This window comes from Bacillus haynesii (genome assembly GCF_001969855.1).
Classification (GTDB): Bacteria; Bacillota; Bacilli; order Bacillales; family Bacillaceae; genus Bacillus; species Bacillus haynesii.
Genome location: NZ_MRBL01000023.1, coordinates 65410 through 81021 on the forward strand (window position 1 = coordinate 65410; position 15612 = coordinate 81021).

14 protein-coding genes are annotated in these 15612 nt (G+C 46.8%); 1 reads left to right on the forward strand and 13 read right to left on the reverse strand.

The annotated features are described in order from the left end of the window. Window positions 1-9 precede the first annotated feature (9 nt). From bcd to BTA31_RS18480, 3 genes are all read right to left on the reverse strand, one after another. Window positions 10-1104, reverse strand: a complete 1095-nt coding sequence (bcd, locus tag BTA31_RS18470) for a branched-chain amino acid dehydrogenase (RefSeq protein WP_043927827.1) — start codon at window positions 1102-1104, stop codon at window positions 10-12. 3 nt (window positions 1105-1107) lie between these two features. Next, the gene (gene yqiS, locus BTA31_RS18475) at window positions 1108-2019 is read right to left on the reverse strand and encodes a phosphate butyryltransferase (protein ID WP_043927829.1); all 912 of its coding nucleotides are present in this window, start codon (window positions 2017-2019) and stop codon (window positions 1108-1110) included. A gap of 125 nt (window positions 2020-2144) precedes the next feature. Next, window positions 2145-4211 carry a sigma-54 interaction domain-containing protein gene (locus tag BTA31_RS18480; RefSeq protein WP_076793501.1) on the reverse strand — a complete coding sequence of 689 codons (2067 nt, stop codon included), beginning with the start codon at window positions 4209-4211 and terminating at the stop codon, window positions 2145-2147. A gap of 153 nt (window positions 4212-4364) precedes the next feature. Between BTA31_RS18480 and BTA31_RS18485 the strand changes: the two genes are divergently transcribed. After that, window positions 4365-4619 carry a DUF2627 domain-containing protein gene (locus BTA31_RS18485; RefSeq protein WP_076793458.1) on the forward strand — a complete coding sequence of 85 codons (255 nt, stop codon included), beginning with the start codon at window positions 4365-4367 and terminating at the stop codon, window positions 4617-4619. A 54-nt stretch (window positions 4620-4673) separates the two neighbouring features. Here BTA31_RS18485 and BTA31_RS18490 read toward each other — a convergent pair whose 3' ends face one another. From BTA31_RS18490 to dxs, 10 genes are all read right to left on the reverse strand, one after another. After that, window positions 4674-5399 (reverse strand): glycerophosphodiester phosphodiesterase, encoded by a 726-nt coding sequence (locus BTA31_RS18490; RefSeq protein ID WP_076793459.1) that lies wholly within the window; start codon window positions 5397-5399, stop codon window positions 4674-4676. Window positions 5400-5533: 134 nt separating this feature from the next. Then, window positions 5534-6154, reverse strand: a complete 621-nt coding sequence (locus tag BTA31_RS18495) for an N-acetylmuramoyl-L-alanine amidase family protein (RefSeq protein ID WP_076793460.1) — start codon at window positions 6152-6154, stop codon at window positions 5534-5536. A gap of 35 nt (window positions 6155-6189) precedes the next feature. After that, the gene (locus BTA31_RS18500) at window positions 6190-6510 is read right to left on the reverse strand and encodes a membrane lipoprotein lipid attachment site-containing protein (RefSeq protein ID WP_043927928.1); all 321 of its coding nucleotides are present in this window, start codon (window positions 6508-6510) and stop codon (window positions 6190-6192) included. A 497-nt stretch (window positions 6511-7007) separates the two neighbouring features. After that, window positions 7008-7577 (reverse strand): serine O-acetyltransferase, encoded by a 570-nt coding sequence (locus tag BTA31_RS23170; protein WP_043927929.1) that lies wholly within the window; start codon window positions 7575-7577, stop codon window positions 7008-7010. 277 nt (window positions 7578-7854) lie between these two features. Further along, window positions 7855-8655 carry a sporulation transcription factor Spo0A gene (gene spo0A / locus BTA31_RS18515; protein ID WP_003183361.1) on the reverse strand — a complete coding sequence of 267 codons (801 nt, stop codon included), beginning with the start codon at window positions 8653-8655 and terminating at the stop codon, window positions 7855-7857. A 292-nt stretch (window positions 8656-8947) separates the two neighbouring features. Beyond that, window positions 8948-10264: a SpoIVB peptidase gene (gene spoIVB / locus BTA31_RS18520; protein WP_043927930.1), complete on the reverse strand. Its 1317-nt coding sequence runs from the start codon at window positions 10262-10264 to the stop codon at window positions 8948-8950. Between the two features lie 148 nt (window positions 10265-10412). After that, entirely contained in the window at window positions 10413-12143 is a 1731-nt protein-coding gene (gene recN, locus BTA31_RS18525; protein ID WP_076793461.1) for a DNA repair protein RecN, read from the reverse strand. A 31-nt stretch (window positions 12144-12174) separates the two neighbouring features. Beyond that, a complete protein-coding gene (gene ahrC / locus BTA31_RS18530; protein WP_003183369.1) occupies window positions 12175-12624 on the reverse strand; it encodes a transcriptional regulator AhrC/ArgR in 450 nt (149 codons plus the stop codon). 163 nt (window positions 12625-12787) lie between these two features. Next, the gene (locus BTA31_RS18535) at window positions 12788-13633 is read right to left on the reverse strand and encodes a TlyA family RNA methyltransferase (RefSeq protein ID WP_076793462.1); all 846 of its coding nucleotides are present in this window, start codon (window positions 13631-13633) and stop codon (window positions 12788-12790) included. Next, window positions 13630-15531 carry a 1-deoxy-D-xylulose-5-phosphate synthase gene (gene dxs / locus BTA31_RS18540; protein ID WP_076793463.1) on the reverse strand — a complete coding sequence of 634 codons (1902 nt, stop codon included), beginning with the start codon at window positions 15529-15531 and terminating at the stop codon, window positions 13630-13632. Before dxs ends, BTA31_RS18535 begins: the two co-directional genes overlap by 4 nt. Between the last annotated feature and the right edge of the window lie 81 nt (window positions 15532-15612).

Consider the following 15612-nt stretch of genomic DNA (forward strand, 5'->3'; position numbering starts at 1 on the left):
GTTATGATATTAACGTCTGCTTAAAATGTGATGGCCGTTTTGCAAAAATTGACTTCTCGATTGGCGCATGCGCTCAATTCGTTCTTCCGCCAGGCGGTCTGCAGCCAAGTATGTCGGAATGCGGTCGCGTTTCGAAATTTCAAGAACGCGTTCAATGTTTCCGTAGATGCCTTCGACTTTTTTCAGCGCGCGCTCCGAATTATAGCCGTAAAGCTCGTCAGCGACATTGATGACGCCGCCGGCATTGATGACGTAGTCCGGGGCATAAACGATGCCCATGTCGTGGATTTGATCCCCGTGGCGGGTTTCTTTCAGCTGGTTGTTGGCTGCCCCGGCAATCACTTTTGCTTTCAGGTGTGGAATCGTATCATCGTTGATTGTCGCTCCGAGGGCACACGGCGCATATATATCGCATTCCTGTGAATAAATATCATCCGGATCGACGGCCCGGGCGCCGAATTCGGCGACTGCACGTTCGACCGCTTCTTTATTGATGTCGGTCACAATCAGTTTCGCGCCTTCTTCGTGGAGATGGCGGCACAGGTTGTAGGCCACGTTTCCGACGCCTTGGACGGCAACGGTTTTGCCTTCAAGCGAATCTGTCCCGAAGGCCGCTTTTGCCGCCGCCTTCATCCCTTTATATACCCCGTAAGCTGTTACAGGAGAAGGATTTCCTGATGAACCGAAAGCAGGTGAAATGCCTGTAACGAAATCAGTTTCGTCATGAATGATGTCCATATCTTCAACGGTTGTGCCGACGTCTTCCGCGGTGATGTATCTGCCGTTCAACCCTTGAATGTAACGGCCGAAAGCGCGGAACATTTCTTCATTTTTATCTTTGCGCGGATCGCCGATAATAACCGTTTTGCCTCCTCCGAGATTCAGTCCGGCCGCCGCATTTTTATAGGTCATTCCCCGCGCAAGGCGCAGCGCATCTTCAATTGCGGCTTCTTCACTTTCGTATGTCCACATTCTCGTGCCGCCGAGAGCTGGCCCGAGCGTCGTATCATGAATCGCGATGATCGCTTTTAAACCGGACTGTTTATCTTGGCAAAATACCAATTGCTCGTAGTCATACTGTTCCATATATCGAAATAGTTCCATTTTTTATTCCTCCTCATGTCGTGCTTCAGACGTACACAGCGCCAAAGCAATCGAATACAACTTGTTTTCTGCGGAATCGGCCCTGCTTGTCAAGGCGATGGGCGCTTTTGCCCCTGCTAAAATGGCTCCCACTTTCGCACCCGCAAAATGAATCAATGATTTGTAAAGGACATTGCCTGTTTCAATTGAAGGAACAAGCAGGATATCGGCCTCGCCTGCTACGATCCCGGAAATGTTTTTATGCCGGGCGGCAAGCGGTGATATCGCGTTATCCAACGCAAGAGGCCCGTCAACGATGCAGTTTTTGATTTGGCCCCGATGATTCATCTGCGTCAAGGCAGCTGCATTCAATGTCGTTTCCATCGCGGGATTCACCGTTTCCACCGCGGCGAGACAAGCGACTTTCGGCATTTGCACACCGACCGCTCTCGCCACGCCGACTGCGTTTTCTAAAATCTGCTTCAGCCCATCAAGCTTTGGGCTGATATTCATTGCCGCATCTGTTACATAAATCAGCCTCTCAAACCCGCTGACTTCAAATGCCGCTACATGTGACAGCACATTCGAGGAACGGAGCCCGTACTCTTTATTCAAAACGGCTTTTAATAGCACAGCTGTCGGGACATTCCCCTTCATGAGAACATCCGCATTGCCGCTTTTGACAGCTTGAACGGCAATTCTTGCCGAATCCGCCGGCGATTCCGAGTGAATGATATCAACGTGCCGTTTTGAAATGTTCTGTTCTGACATCATATGTCTAATCTTTTCTCTGTGCCCAATCAGCAAGAACCGGGCAAATTGCTTGTCGACCGCAAGCTTGACCGCTTGCAGCACTTCGTCATCTTCTGCATGTGCGACGGCGACCGTTTTATTGTCAAGCTCCGCCGCTTTTTGCAATAATTGTTTCAGCTTCATAGTACCCACCTTTCTAAGCAAACATCCGCCCACTATATCATGCAAGTTTCGTGCCAGTATGAAAAAAGCGGTTCGGTACTGTGAACCTGTTTACAGTTTGCATGATTTTGCACTCATTTTGCAATTTATTGCATGCTATCTTTTGCAAGATTGTATTTATCCATTTTGTAATAGAGATTGCGAATACTGATTCCAAGCGCTTTTGCCGTTTTCGTTCTGTTGTATTGATGCTTATCAAGCGTTTCTTTAATGACATGGGCTTCAAACCGCTCAACCGCATCAGACAGCTTTTCGTCTTCAACTTCAGGGAAAGCCGCTCCGGCTTCCACCTTTTTTTTCGGAAGGTCTGCTTCAGGCAGATGCTCGAGATCAATCCATTCCATTTGCGGTTTTAAAAAGATCATCGCCCGCTCGAGGACATTTTCAAGCTCTCTGACATTCCCCGGCCACTTCCGCGCTTTTAACGATTTGAGCGCGTTGTTTGTAAGCCCCTTTACATTGCGTCCGTATTCTTGGTTGATCTTCCCAATCAAATGCCTGCTCAAGGCTTCGATATCCTCTTTCCGCTGCCTGAGCGGCGGAATCGATATCGGATAGCGATTGATCCGGTAATACAAATCTTCGCGAAACCGGCCTTCAGCAAGCGCCTTTTCAATATTGACGTTTGTCGCTGCGATGACCCGGACGTTCACAGGGATCGGTTTAGTTCCGCCAACTCTGACGATTTCTTTTTCCTGAAGAACGCGGAGGAGCTTCGCTTGTGTGTTTTGCGAGAGCTCGCCGATTTCATCCAAGAAAATGCTTCCGTTGTTCGCCTCTTCAAAGAATCCTTTTTTCCCGCCGCGACGCGCACCTGAAAAAGCGCCTTCTTCATAGCCGAACAGCTCTGATTCAAGCAGTGATTCCGAAATGGCCGCACAATTGACGCGGACAAACTTATTATACTTTCGGTCACTTTCGTTATGTATGGCATGGGCAAAAAGCTCTTTCCCCGTTCCTGATTCGCCTCTCAGCAAAATCGTCGCAGGCGTCTTCGCCCCCAATTTCGCCTGTTCCAGCGCGACGAGCATCTGCTCGCTTGACCCGATGATGTCGGCAAATGTATATTTCGCCTCGAGTGTACGGATAATCTGGCGTGCTCTGTTCAGCTCGTTTGTGAGCGATTGAATTTCTGATACATCGTGAATGACGCCGACGCTCCCTTTTAAAATGCCGTCGACGATAATCGGCGCGACATTAACGATCACTTCTTTTTTATTGGGGCCGACTTTCATTCTGACACCTCTGACCGGGCGCCTCGTTTCAAGCACTTTCAAATGCATGCTTTCACCTTCGGAGATGTCGGTATTAGCCGGCTTCCCGATCACCTGATCTTTTGTCAGCCCCGTCATCTTCCTATACGCCCTGTTGATCATCATCCCGTTTCCGTTTTCATCAACGACAGATATCGCTTCATCGGAAGATTGAATGATCGCTTCAAGCATCGTTCTGACTTCCTTCAGGTTGGTCACCTCTTCAGCCAGCTCGACCGCATCGGTAATGTCCTTAAATATGCTGAGCGCCCCGAGCAGCGTTCCTCCGTCATCAATAATCGGAATTCGGGTCGTGACAATCTGCCTGTTCGGATGGAGAAATTGTTTTTGATGATACTCAGGCTCTCTCGTATTGAGAATGCGCGGCAGCTTCGTCGTCGGGATCACGTTTTGAATATGCTGGCCGATCGCTTCGCTGCGCTTTGTTCCGGTCATAACTTCCGCCATTTTGTTAAACAAAATGATCTCTTCGTTAATGTCGATAAAGATCATGCCGTCATTCATCGAGTTGAAAATACGGTCGTGTTTATACGTCTGCTCTTTTAACATTTGGATGAGCTGCTGCTTTTCATTCATCAGCTGAGAGATGATATAAGCGAGCGATCCCGGCACCACGATCGTTCTGTCGTGCTTTTTTCGCATCAGCTGCTTTAACACGCCGGCGTCTCCGGTCGTTTCAATGATGATATCAATCTGTTCTGTGATGTATGGTGTCCAGTCGAGTGCCGTTTCGATATCGTTTTTTTGCGCGATGAAAAGCCCGGGCGCTTCCGGATTTTTATCGATGACCGCCTCGATATGCATCGTCTTTGTTTTCAGCAACAAATCCAAGAGAGCAGTCCCCCCTTTGCCAGCACCAACGATCAGTACTTTTTGCATCATCCCTTTACCCCTTTGTATGAAAAATTTTGCACACTATCACGTTCACTTGCAACAATTTGCACAACATCTATGTTATCATGTTTTCCTTTCTTGACAAACTTTTTTTTCAAATAGACAATAAAGGTAAATCATTGTTAAGGGGATTCGTGTATGGGGAGAATGATCGCACTGCTCGTTTTGCTGATCCCGGGAGGCCTGGCTGCTCTCGGAATTAAATTGATGCGCGACACTGTTTTCGGCGTTTTGATCAGCCCGTTTCAGATCCTTTGGCTTCAGGGGCTGGCGGGGTTCATATGCTTCGGAAGCGGCCTTTATTTATTAGGCGGATTTATTCTATACAGAGACAGAAAACGCAACCAAGTAAGCCCCCGTTTCAGAAAAAAGCAGAGCGGCCGCGAGGTGTGATCTCTGTGAACGGAAAGCGAAAAGCCGCAGACAATATCTGCGGCTTTTTGTTTGTCACATCTCGGCCTTTAATTTTAACGCTTTTTCGGGAAAATCGGTGAAAAAACCGTCAATTCCCGCAGCAATCAGCTTTTTCATCTCCTCTTCTCGGTTGATGGTGAACGGCCTGACTGCTTTTTGTTTCAAATGGGCGTTTTTGATCGTGTCATCCGACATTGAACGGCGATACGGATGAAACCCTGAAGCCGGAATCATGTCAATGTACTCCTCCGGCTTGTAGATGACATCCATGTAAAGCGCGGCCAATTCGATACTTGGATTCAGCCTGCTGCATAACGCAAGGCTTTCATGATTGAATGATGAAAGAATGATCCGGTCTTGAAGGCCGTACGCTTCAATCATCGACATCACCTTTTCTTCCATTCCTTCATAGCGGATAATGCTGTTTTTCAATTCCACATTGAGAAGAAAGTCAGCATCTGCCGCCCACTCAAACACTTCTTCAAGGGTCGGCACCGGGACAGAACCGGTCTTGTCGGCAAAGCGGTGGCTTGCATCTCCACGCTTTATCTCCTCATATGTAAGATCTTTCACATATCCTTTCAGTGAAGTCGTCCTGTCAAGCTTTTCATCATGTATCACAACAAGACGTCCGTCTTTTGCCATTTGTACATCCAATTCGATGCCGTCTGCACCGATGGCCGCCGCGCGCTTAAACGCCGCCATTGTATTTTCGGGAAAAGTTCCGGAAGCCCCTCTGTGTGCAAATATTTTCGTCATTTCTGGTTCACCTCTACAAGAATTGCAAGTTTATATCTCATTATGAAGGTCTTACTGTTTTCTTTCCACACATAAGGCCTCTTTTAACATAAACATAACACAAGAACCCCGGTCATATACCGGGGCTCCTTTTGTTATTCATAATAAGATACGACAGCGTCAGCAATCGCGCCTGCAGCTTTTTCCTGATATTCCGGACTTTCGAGTTTATCTGCATCCGTTTTGTTTGTAATAAAGCCCAGTTCGACTAAAACACTCGGCATTTGAGAATTTTTGATGACATAAAACCCTGATTCTTTTACACCTCTGTCCCGAGTGCCCAGCGCATCCGGAAGCCGTTCTTGAATGTTAGACGCCAGCCGTTCGCTATCAGCGGCTTGATACGTAGAATCGAAATATGTTTCTGTACCTGACGCTTCAGGGACGGCCGAGTTTGCATGAATGCTGATCAACAAGTCTGAAGCATTCTTGCTCGCTTTGGCCACCCGGTCTTCCAGCGTCAAAAACGTATCATCCGTTCTTGAGGCAACCGTGTCGGCTCCCTCTCCCTTCAGCTTTTCATCAACCAGCTTTGCCACTTCAAGGTTGACATCTTTCTCAAGCAGCCCGTTTCCGACCGCACCGCTGTCTTCGCCTCCGTGACCTGCGTCAACATATACCGTCTTCCCGGAAAGCGGCTCAGCCGCAAAAGCAGCTGGAAAAACCGCCATAAACGAAAACAGCAGCAAAACAAAACTCCTCATTAACAGTTTCACGATTTGTTCCTCCTACAATCCCTTTTTGCAAACGATCATTCTTTCTTTTTCATATCTTCAAGCTGTAATGTTCCGTCCTCTGCTTTCGTATACTCCACTTCCACCTTTGTACCATCCTTGATCCCTTTATATCTGTCCCGTTTATCGGGAGGGACCTGAAACGTCGTTTCTTTGCCGTCAATATTGACGGCGACGGTATGCTGGTCCGCCAAACCGACAAAGGTGCCTTCTTTCACGAGCGTTTCCTCGCCTGTTCCTTTTCGGCTCTCATCGCCGCTTTGCCCCTTATGTTGCGTTGTGCCGCAGCCTGCCAATAGCAGCATAGCGAACAAAACAAGGATGACTCCTTTCTTCATGTCGACCACCTCACCCGCTGAATTTTTTACACCCCGTACCTTATCTTTAATACCCGGCGGCTGTAAAGCAGGCCGTTGCAGCAGGTTTTCGCCCGATTCCCCCGTCCAATTCCCCAAGGATTTCCGAATTGTTAGAAGCCATCCGCTCAAAAACGTCTGTGACAAACGATCTACCCAAGGCGAAAAGTGGTTAGAAATTGGAAGAAATCAGATCTTTTTCATCATTTTTATTTTTTTGTATAAAAAAACGCCTTTTTCATAAGAAAAAAGACGTTTTATGCGGCTTTCGCTTTATAGATTCAGTCTATGACAGCAATTCACAGGGCGTGAGACAAACTTTGAAAAATAGACGGATGCGCCGCAAGCCGGCTGCGTGCTATGTAGTTTTTATCAGAACTTGCAGGAATGCAAGAACAAATACTCTTTTATTTAATAAAAGCCCTCCTCCTTCATGAAGCGGATGGTCAGTGGCGCTGCTCCTTCCACAGTTCTTATGCTTAGATTTGCTGCTGCACAGCCCGCTTCCGGTCCCTTGTTGACGGCGCCTCTTTAATCTTTTTGGCAGGCACACCGGCTATTGTAATGTTTTCCTCAGTGAAAGATTTGTTGACTACGGCGTTTGCGCCAATCGAAATGCCGTCGGCAATGTGAATGCCGCCAAAGAGTTTTGCTCCCGGCCCGATCCAGACATTGTCTCCGATTGTGGGAACATCGTGGTGAGCGTGATTTTGTCCGATGTTAACTCCTTGATGAATGTCACAGTTTGCACCTATTTTTGCATTGCTGTTTACGATGAGCAAACCGTAATGGTTGATCCTCAACCCCGGACCGAAAACATTCACCGGGATGTCAAACCCGAGCTTCAATCCTCTCTTTTTATGCAGATACCGGTAAACATGCTTGAACACCTTGGAGTTGACATTTGTGTAATATTCATGTTTGCGCAAGGCTATCTGATACTTCCAAATATCATCACCAAACCATTTAGGCCTTTTTCGACTTGAGATTCCTAACGCTTTCTTGTCTTGTTCGAGATAATAGCGAAGATCTGTTTTCGAAAAGATCATCATACCACCCGCTTTTTTCATACTTTTAACTCGAGATTGGCTTCGAAGGCCTCTTAAATCCTCCGTTTCCCATATTTCATCGTATAATAGTTAAACTTGTATAAAAAGTGTCTAATTTCCAATATATTGGTACTCTCAAAGCGAGGGATGATTTTACATCATATGCACTGTTTTTGCAGCTCTCATTGTAACCAGAACATTTTCGCAAAAAAATAACCTCGTCTACAAAGACGAGGTTCACTTGCACAAATTCAGCAAATGCCGAATAATCACCTGTTTAAGAAGCCTTATGCTCCAGTCTCAGCTTATCTGCGACCATCGCGATGAACTCACTATTGGTCGGCTTTGCTTTTGACATGCTGACTGTGTAGCCGAAAAGTGACGAAATCGAGTCGATGTTGCCTCTGCTCCATGCGACTTCGATGGCGTGGCGAATCGCCCGTTCGACGCGGCTTGCAGTCGTGTTGAATTTTTTGGCGATATCAGGATAAAGCACTTTTGTAATGCTCCCGAGCAGTTCGATGTCGTTATACACCATGGAGATGGCTTCTCTTAAGTATAAATAGCCTTTTATATGAGCGGGTACGCCGATTTCGTGGATGATAGTCGTGATGCTGGCATCCAGGTTTTTCTTCGGCGATTCCGGCTGCGGCCGAAGCACACTGCTTTGAGAAGACGGGGCACGGTGTGTCAATTGAGATCCGTTTCCGCTGACCTGGCGGATATGGCCGACTAAGTTCTCCATATCAAAAGGCTTCAAAATAAAATACGACGCGCCCAAATCTACAGCTTTTTTCGTCACGTCTTCCTGGCCGAACGCCGTCAGCATGATGACATTCGGCTGCTTTTTAAGCTGTGATTCCCTCAGCCTCTCAAGAACGGCCAATCCGTCGAGATGAGGCATGATAATATCCAGCACAAGCACGTCGGGCTCTTTGTCTTTAAACAAAGAAAGGCATTCCTGTCCGTTGTATGCGACACCAAGCACTTCCATGTCGCTTTGTCCCTCGATATATTCGCTTAATAGGCCAACAAGCTCCCTGTTATCATCAGCAACACATACTTTAATTTTCTCCACGTTTCTTCCTCCCCAATGTGTATGTTGATAAATTTCATCATTCTTTTTCTAATATGTTTAATTCGACAGCACCACTTTATTCCCTTTTTTAAAAAAGGATTTTTCCAATAATAGTGGTATGTCTAGCTTTTTCTCTGTTTTTTTCTGATTTTCTCGATTTTTCGACTTAAAATGCGACTTGACAAACCGGGGAACGTGAATTTGTCGAAAAATCTTTTCTTCTTTCATTTTAACGCACAACGCTCAAGAAAAAAAGGCGAAAACAAAAACTGCCGGAGGAATCCGGCAGCAGTCAGCTTGCTTTTTCTTTTTTATAAATATCGATTCCCGCTTCAGACAGCATCCATTCAATATGCACGCCGTATCCGCTCGTCGGATCATTGACGAAAACGTGGGTTACGGCGCCAATGATCTTTCCGTTTTGGATGATCGGGCTTCCGCTCATCCCTTGAACGATGCCTCCTGTTTTACTCAACAGCCTCGGGTCGGTGATTTTCAGCACCATGCCTTTTGTGGCCGGAAACTTCTGAGGTGTCGTACTGACGACCTGAATATCGAATTTCTCGACTTTATCGTTTTCAATAACCGTTAAAATTTGGGCAGGACCTTCTTTTACTTCATCTGAAAATGCAATCGGAATGGCTTTGTCAGCGATGCGGTTTTTGATTGACTCGTGAAGCGTCCCGAAGATTCCGAATGGACTGTTTCTGTTGATATCGCCGATCACTTTTCGTTCTGATGCGAAACGGGCCAGTTTTTCTCCGGGATTTCCACCTGTTCCTTTTTCAATCGAGGTGACGGTCGATTTCACAATTTGCCCTTTTTCAACAACGATCGGTTTTTTCGTATCCATGTCTGAAATCACGTGACCAAGCGCTCCGTATTTTTTCGATTTCGGCTCGAAAAAAGTCATTGTGCCGATTCCTGCGGCAGAGTCCCTGATATATAAGCCGATTCTGTATTTGTCTTCAGCCTGATCTTTTTTCGGAACGAGCTTCGTTTTGATTTCCTGTTTATCTCTTTTAATCGACAGATGTAAGGTTTCTCCTGTTTTCCCGGCCTTTTGAATAAAAGGGGTAATGTCATTCATTTTTTCGATTTTCGTGCCGTTGATTTCGGTGATAATGTCGCCTACCGCGATTCCGGCTGCTTCACCGGGCGATTTTTTGCCTTCAGAGGTATTGATTTGATGAAAACCCACGACCAATACACCAACGGAATGAAGCTTTACACCAATGGACTGCCCGCCGGGAACCACTTTCAAATCAGGCAGGACATTTACTTTCGTTTTTTTAACTGGAAATCCGGCAAAATCATAAACGAGTTCTGCCTTTCCATTCTTTTCACCTTTTATTTCCACTTCGTTTTGATTTTCTTTCAATGTGAATGCTTCCGATGATCCATCTTTCGGAGTACTGACGGATAAGCTCGTTTCAACCGCACGGGTACCCGTCTCAAAAATGTTCAAGTTTTTTGGTATTACAATGTATTCTTTCACCGGTTTGTAAAATCCTACACTTATTAAAGAAACAAGGAGAATCATACCCACAGCTTTTCTGATTTTTTCAACATCCACCTTTTCACTCTCCTCGCACCTAACCCACACCATATAAATTTCTTTCGCTACATTCATTACTTTTGCCTTCCGGACAGCGATTTATAACTGTGAACGGAAGAAAAACATTGGATAAAATGATAAGAATGAGTTTGTATAAGAAAATGCCGACAAAAAAAATAAGCTGTTCAAGATGAACAGCTTATCCGCTGGTCTTGACGAGCTTAGCTTGATTCAAAAGTTCTTTCGCATGACGCTTCGTCAAATCCGTTACTTCAACGCCGGCGATCATCCGGCCGATTTCCGTAATTTTTTCCTGTTTTGACAAAGGTGTGACGCTTGTCGTCGTTCTCCCGTCTTTCGACTGTTTCGTGATCAAAAGGTGAGTGTCAGCCATCGCGGCCACCTGCGGCAAGTGGGTAATGCATAAAACTTGAGAGCCGATCGAGACGCGGTGTATTTTTTCAGCGATCGCCTGTGCGACTCTTCCGCTTACACCTGTGTCCACTTCATCAAAAATGATCGATGTGACATCCTGCTGAGCGGAGAAAATGCTTTTCATCGCCAGCATGATTCTTGACAGCTCTCCTCCCGAAGCAACCTTTGACAAAGATTTGAGCGGTTCTCCTGTGTTTGTGGAGATCAGGAAACGGACGGTGTCAATGCCGTGTTTTGTGAGCTGAACCGGCATTCCGTTGACGACGGGTGCATCATCATCCCGTTCCGCTTTTTTCACATGAAATTCCGTATCGAATGTCGATTTTTCCATATACAGATCTTTCAGTTCCTGCTGAATCTGTTTGGCCAGTTTTTTCGCCCATTTTTTTCTGATTTCGGACACATTGGCAGCTTCAATCGCCACATCCTTGCCGATTGATTCGAGTCGGAATTTTAAAGCCTGCAAGTGGCTGTCCCGGTTTTCGATCCGGTCGATCTCTTCCTCTATCTTAGCCGAATAGGCTTGGATGTCTTCGACAGTAGCGCCATATTTGCGTTTCAGCTGTTTGATTTCGTTTAAACGCGATTCGATATAATCGAGGCGCTCTGGGTCGTATTCGAGTTCATCCAGCATATTTCTGATCTGAAAGGTTGAATCTTCGAGAATGTAGTAAGCATTGGCTACGGATTCAGATACTTTATTGAGCCCTTCATTGATGCCTGAGACGTTTTCAAGCTCGCTTGAAGCCATGCCGACCCAGTCAAGCCCGGCCTGCTCGTTGCGAAGCGCATTATAGGCATTTTGCAGCGCTTCATATATTTTTTCGAAATTTGCAATTTGACGGCGCTCTTCCTGAAGAAGTTCATCCTCTTTCGGCTCAAGGTTTGCAGATTCGATTTCATCAAGCTGGAATTGTATTAAATCGAGCCTGTGAGCCATTTCCTGCTCGCTTTCAGAAAGCTCTTTCACCTTTTTCATGACATCCATGTAGCGGCTGTAAACTTCCTGATACGCTTTTAAAGCATTCTCGATTTCTTCTCCCGCAAACCTGTCCAGAAGCTGAAGATGGTGCTCGTCCTCCATCAGCAGCTGATTGTCGTGCTGCCCGTGAATGTCAAGCAGCAGTCTGCCGACTTCCCGCAAAGCGGCAATGGTGACAAGTTTCCCATTGACGCGGCAGATGCTCTTGCCGTTTGCGTTAATATCTCTCCTCATGACGATCATGTCGTCTGAGGCTTCAATCCCCAGTTCTGTGCACAAATCAAAAACCGGATGGCCCCCGTCGAGGAGGAAAAGCCCTTCCAATTCGGCCCTTTTTTCGCCATACCTGACATATTCGGACGATCCGCGGCCTCCGACAAGCAAAGAGACGGCGTCGATGATGATCGATTTTCCGGCCCCGGTTTCACCGGTTAGAACCGTCAGTCCTTTTTCAAAGGAAACGGTTAATTCTTCGATAATGGCAAAGTTTTTGATCGTTAATTCAGCTAACAAGCTTTCATGACACCTCTTTTCAGGCCTTCGTTTATAAAAGCTCCAATATTTTCTTCTGTACGACTTTGGTATCATCATGCGTCCGGCAGATGATCAAAATCGTATCATCTCCGCAGATCGTTCCCATGATTTCTTCCCAATCCAAATTATCCATCAGCGCCCCGATCGCCTGCGCGTTGCCCGGCATTGTTTTTAAAACTATCAGATGGCTGGCGGAGTCGATTTTGACAAATGCGTCCATCAATGATCTTTTTAATTTGGAAAGAGGATTAAAGCGCTGATCAGCAGGCAGGCTGTATTTGTAGGAACCGTTGTTTGTCGGCACCTTGACCAAATGAAGCTCTTTAATGTCCCGCGAGACGGTGGCCTGCGTCACATTATAGCCGTCTTTCTTTAAAATATCGACAAGCTCATCCTGCGTTTCAATTTCATTGGCGGTGATAATCTCTCTGATTTTAATATGCCTTTGACCTTTGTTCATTTTACACCTCGTTTTATACACAAATTGTGTATGTTTATACATTTATGTTAAATGATTTTGTCGGAAAAGTACATGTTTGCAGTAAAAAAGGAATAATAGCCCACTATTATTCCTTTTTGCGTGCCGGCCAAACCCTCGCATTCCGTCTGACCTGCAAGGGTTTTTAATCACGCTGATCCGGTTTTTTCGCTTTTAATGTCTTGTGAGCCTCTTCGACAATATGATTGATCGTCTCTTCTGCTATCGGTGTTCCGGGTTGCGCCTCTCCGCCCCAATGCAAATGGAGAAGGAATTCGATGTTGCCGTCGCCGCCGGTAATCGGAGAAAACGAAGCGTTTCGGCAGTCGTATCCTTCTCGGGCCGCAAACCGGCTGATATCATCAAGCACAGCTTGATGGACGAGGGGATCGCGGACGATCCCTTTTTTCCCGACGGATTCCCGCCCTGCTTCAAACTGCGGTTTGACGAGAGCGATGCACTCGCTTCCCGGCACTAAAATATTCTTAAGGACAGGCAGGATGATTTTCAATGAGATAAAAGAGACATCGATTGTCGCGAACTCCGGCAGTCCTTCCGTAAAATCGGCAGGTGTGCAATACCGGAAATTGGTGCGTTCCATCACAACAACCCGCTCATCCTGCCTCAGCTTCCAGGCGAGCTGATTATAACCGACATCAACGGCATATGAGCGGAGAGCGCCGTTCTGCAGCGCGCAGTCTGTAAAGCCGCCGGTGGACGAGCCGATGTCAATCATCAGCTTTCCTTGAACGGAGAGCTGAAACTCTTTTAATGCTTTTTCAAGTTTTAATCCGCCTCTTGAGACGTATTTTAACGGGTTTCCTTTAACGGTCAGCGGAATCGTGCGGTCAACCTTTTCGCCCGGCTTGTCCAGTCTGTTTTCATTTGTATAGACGATGCCGGCCATGATGGCTCTTTTCGCTTTTTCCCGCGTTTCCATTAACCCTCTTTCTACTAATAAAACGTCGAGCCGTTCTTTTTTTCCTGTCATGATCCAATTCCTTTATGAGTCTTTACGGGCGTCAAGAGTCTTATTCGTCTGATGACGTCTTCTTTTGTCATTCCGATCTCTTCCAGAAGCTTGGCGACGCTGCCGTGTTCAATAAATTGATCAGGTATCCCCATTCTGTCAATGATCGGACTGTAAGACTGATGTTCATGGGCATACTCAAGGATCGAGCTGCCGAATCCGCCTTGAAGCACAGCCTCTTCGATCGTTAAAATCGGAAGCCCCTCGTTCAGGATTTCCTTCAGCATGTTTTCGTCAAGCGGCTTGATAAAACGGGCGTTAACCACTCTGACCGAACGGCCTTCTTTTTGCAGCTCCTCAGCAGCAGCAAGCGCCATCGGAATGGTGGTGCCAAACGTTAAAATGACCGCGTCTGTCCCAGGTCTCAGCACTTCCCACGTTCCGATCGGGATCGTTTTCAACTTTTTATCCATTTTGACGCCGAGTCCGTTTCCGCGCGGAAAGCGCATGGCAATCGGGCCATCGTCGTATTTGACAGCCGTGTTGACCATGTGCTGGCCTTCGTTTTCGTCTTTCGGCATCATGAGAACCAAATTCGGAATATGCCGTAAATAAGCAATGTCAAACACGCCCTGGTGTGTTTCCCCGTCAGCGCCGACGAGGCCTGCTCTGTCAATGCCGATAAATACATTTAAGTTTTGCCGGCAGATATCATGGACAACCTGGTCATAAGCGCGCTGAAGAAATGTCGAATAGATCGCCAGAAACGGCTTCATATTTTGAGTCGCGAGCCCCGCCGCCATCGTTGCCGCATGCTGTTCCGCAATGCCGACATCAAACATGCGCTCCGGAAACTCGCTTGCAAAACCTTCAAGTTTTGAACCGACAGGCATGGCCGGAGTAATCGCCACAATCCGTTCATCCTCGCGGGCAAGCTTCCTGACCGTTTCGCTTACGAGCGCGCTCCATGATGGTGCAGCAGCTTTCGGTTTGACAAAGTCACCGGTATCGATTTTATATGGGCCGGTTCCGTGCCATGTACCGGTTTTATCGGTTTCCGCAGGCTTGTAGCCTTTTCCTTTTTTCGTAATAACGTGGAGGAGTACCGGGCCTTTCGTTTTCTTCGCATACTGCAAGTTCTCAAACAGTTCATCATAGGAATGACCGTCTACAGGCCCTAAATACGTAAATCCAAGTTCTTCAAAGAACATCCCGGATACGAGCAGATATTTAAGGCTGTCTTTGATCCGCTCGGCTGTAGCGGCAAGCTTCCCGCCAACAGCAGGAATCCGCTTGAACAAATACTCGAGCTCATCTTTGACCCATTGGTATTTTCCGGCTGTGCGCAGCCGTCCGAGCATGGAATGAATCGCTCCGACGTTTGGAGCGATACTCATTTCGTTGTCATTCAAAATGACAATCATATCTTTTTGTTCATGGCCGATATGGTTAAGCGCTTCAAGTGCCATGCCGCCGGTCAGTGCACCGTCTCCGATGATCGGGATGATATATTCGTTTGTGCCTTTTAAGTCTCTCGCAGCCGCCATCCCCATCGCACCGGAGAGAGAAGTCGAACTGTGGCCCGTTTCCCAGACATCATGTTCGCTTTCATTCCGCTTTGGAAAACCGCACAGTCCTTTATGCTGACGCAGCGTGGCGAAGTCCTTTCCGCGGCCTGTCAGCAATTTATGGACATACGATTGATGCCCCACATCCCACAAAAACTTATCTTTCGGGCTGTTAAATTCTTTATGCAATGCAAGGGTAAGCTCGACAACGCCGAGATTCGGACCAATGTGCCCTCCGGATTCGGAAAGCGTTTCAATTAAAAAACGGCGAATTTCAGCGCTCAAGCTTTCCAGTTCTTCATTTGAAAGGTTCTTCAAAAATGCAGGGTCCTTTATCGATAACAGATCCAATCGGATCAACTCACTTTCAGCATGATTTCTGCAAGTATGCGCCTTGCTTCGTTTTAGGTTTTCAGCTTGAATTATTATATG

Coding starts and splice junctions, on each gene's coding strand:
- spoIVB (WP_043927930.1), bottom strand. CDS start 10,264: ATGGTGTGGGTTAGGTGCGAGGAGAGTGAAAAGGTGGATGTTGAAAAA.
- BTA31_RS18485 (WP_076793458.1), top strand. CDS start 4,365: ATGGGGAGAATGATCGCACTGCTCGTTTTGCTGATCCCGGGAGGCCTG.
- yqiS (WP_043927829.1), bottom strand. CDS start 2,019: ATGAAGCTGAAACAATTATTGCAAAAAGCGGCGGAGCTTGACAATAAA.
- BTA31_RS18535 (WP_076793462.1), bottom strand. CDS start 13,633: ATGACAGGAAAAAAAGAACGGCTCGACGTTTTATTAGTAGAAAGAGGG.
- BTA31_RS18480 (WP_076793501.1), bottom strand. CDS start 4,211: ATGCAAAAAGTACTGATCGTTGGTGCTGGCAAAGGGGGGACTGCTCTC.
- bcd (WP_043927827.1), bottom strand. CDS start 1,104: ATGGAACTATTTCGATATATGGAACAGTATGACTACGAGCAATTGGTA.
- BTA31_RS18500 (WP_043927928.1), bottom strand. CDS start 6,510: ATGAAGAAAGGAGTCATCCTTGTTTTGTTCGCTATGCTGCTATTGGCA.
- BTA31_RS23170 (WP_043927929.1), bottom strand. CDS start 7,577: ATGATCTTTTCGAAAACAGATCTTCGCTATTATCTCGAACAAGACAAG.
- ahrC (WP_003183369.1), bottom strand. CDS start 12,624: ATGAACAAAGGTCAAAGGCATATTAAAATCAGAGAGATTATCACCGCC.
- BTA31_RS18490 (WP_076793459.1), bottom strand. CDS start 5,399: ATGACGAAAATATTTGCACACAGAGGGGCTTCCGGAACTTTTCCCGAA.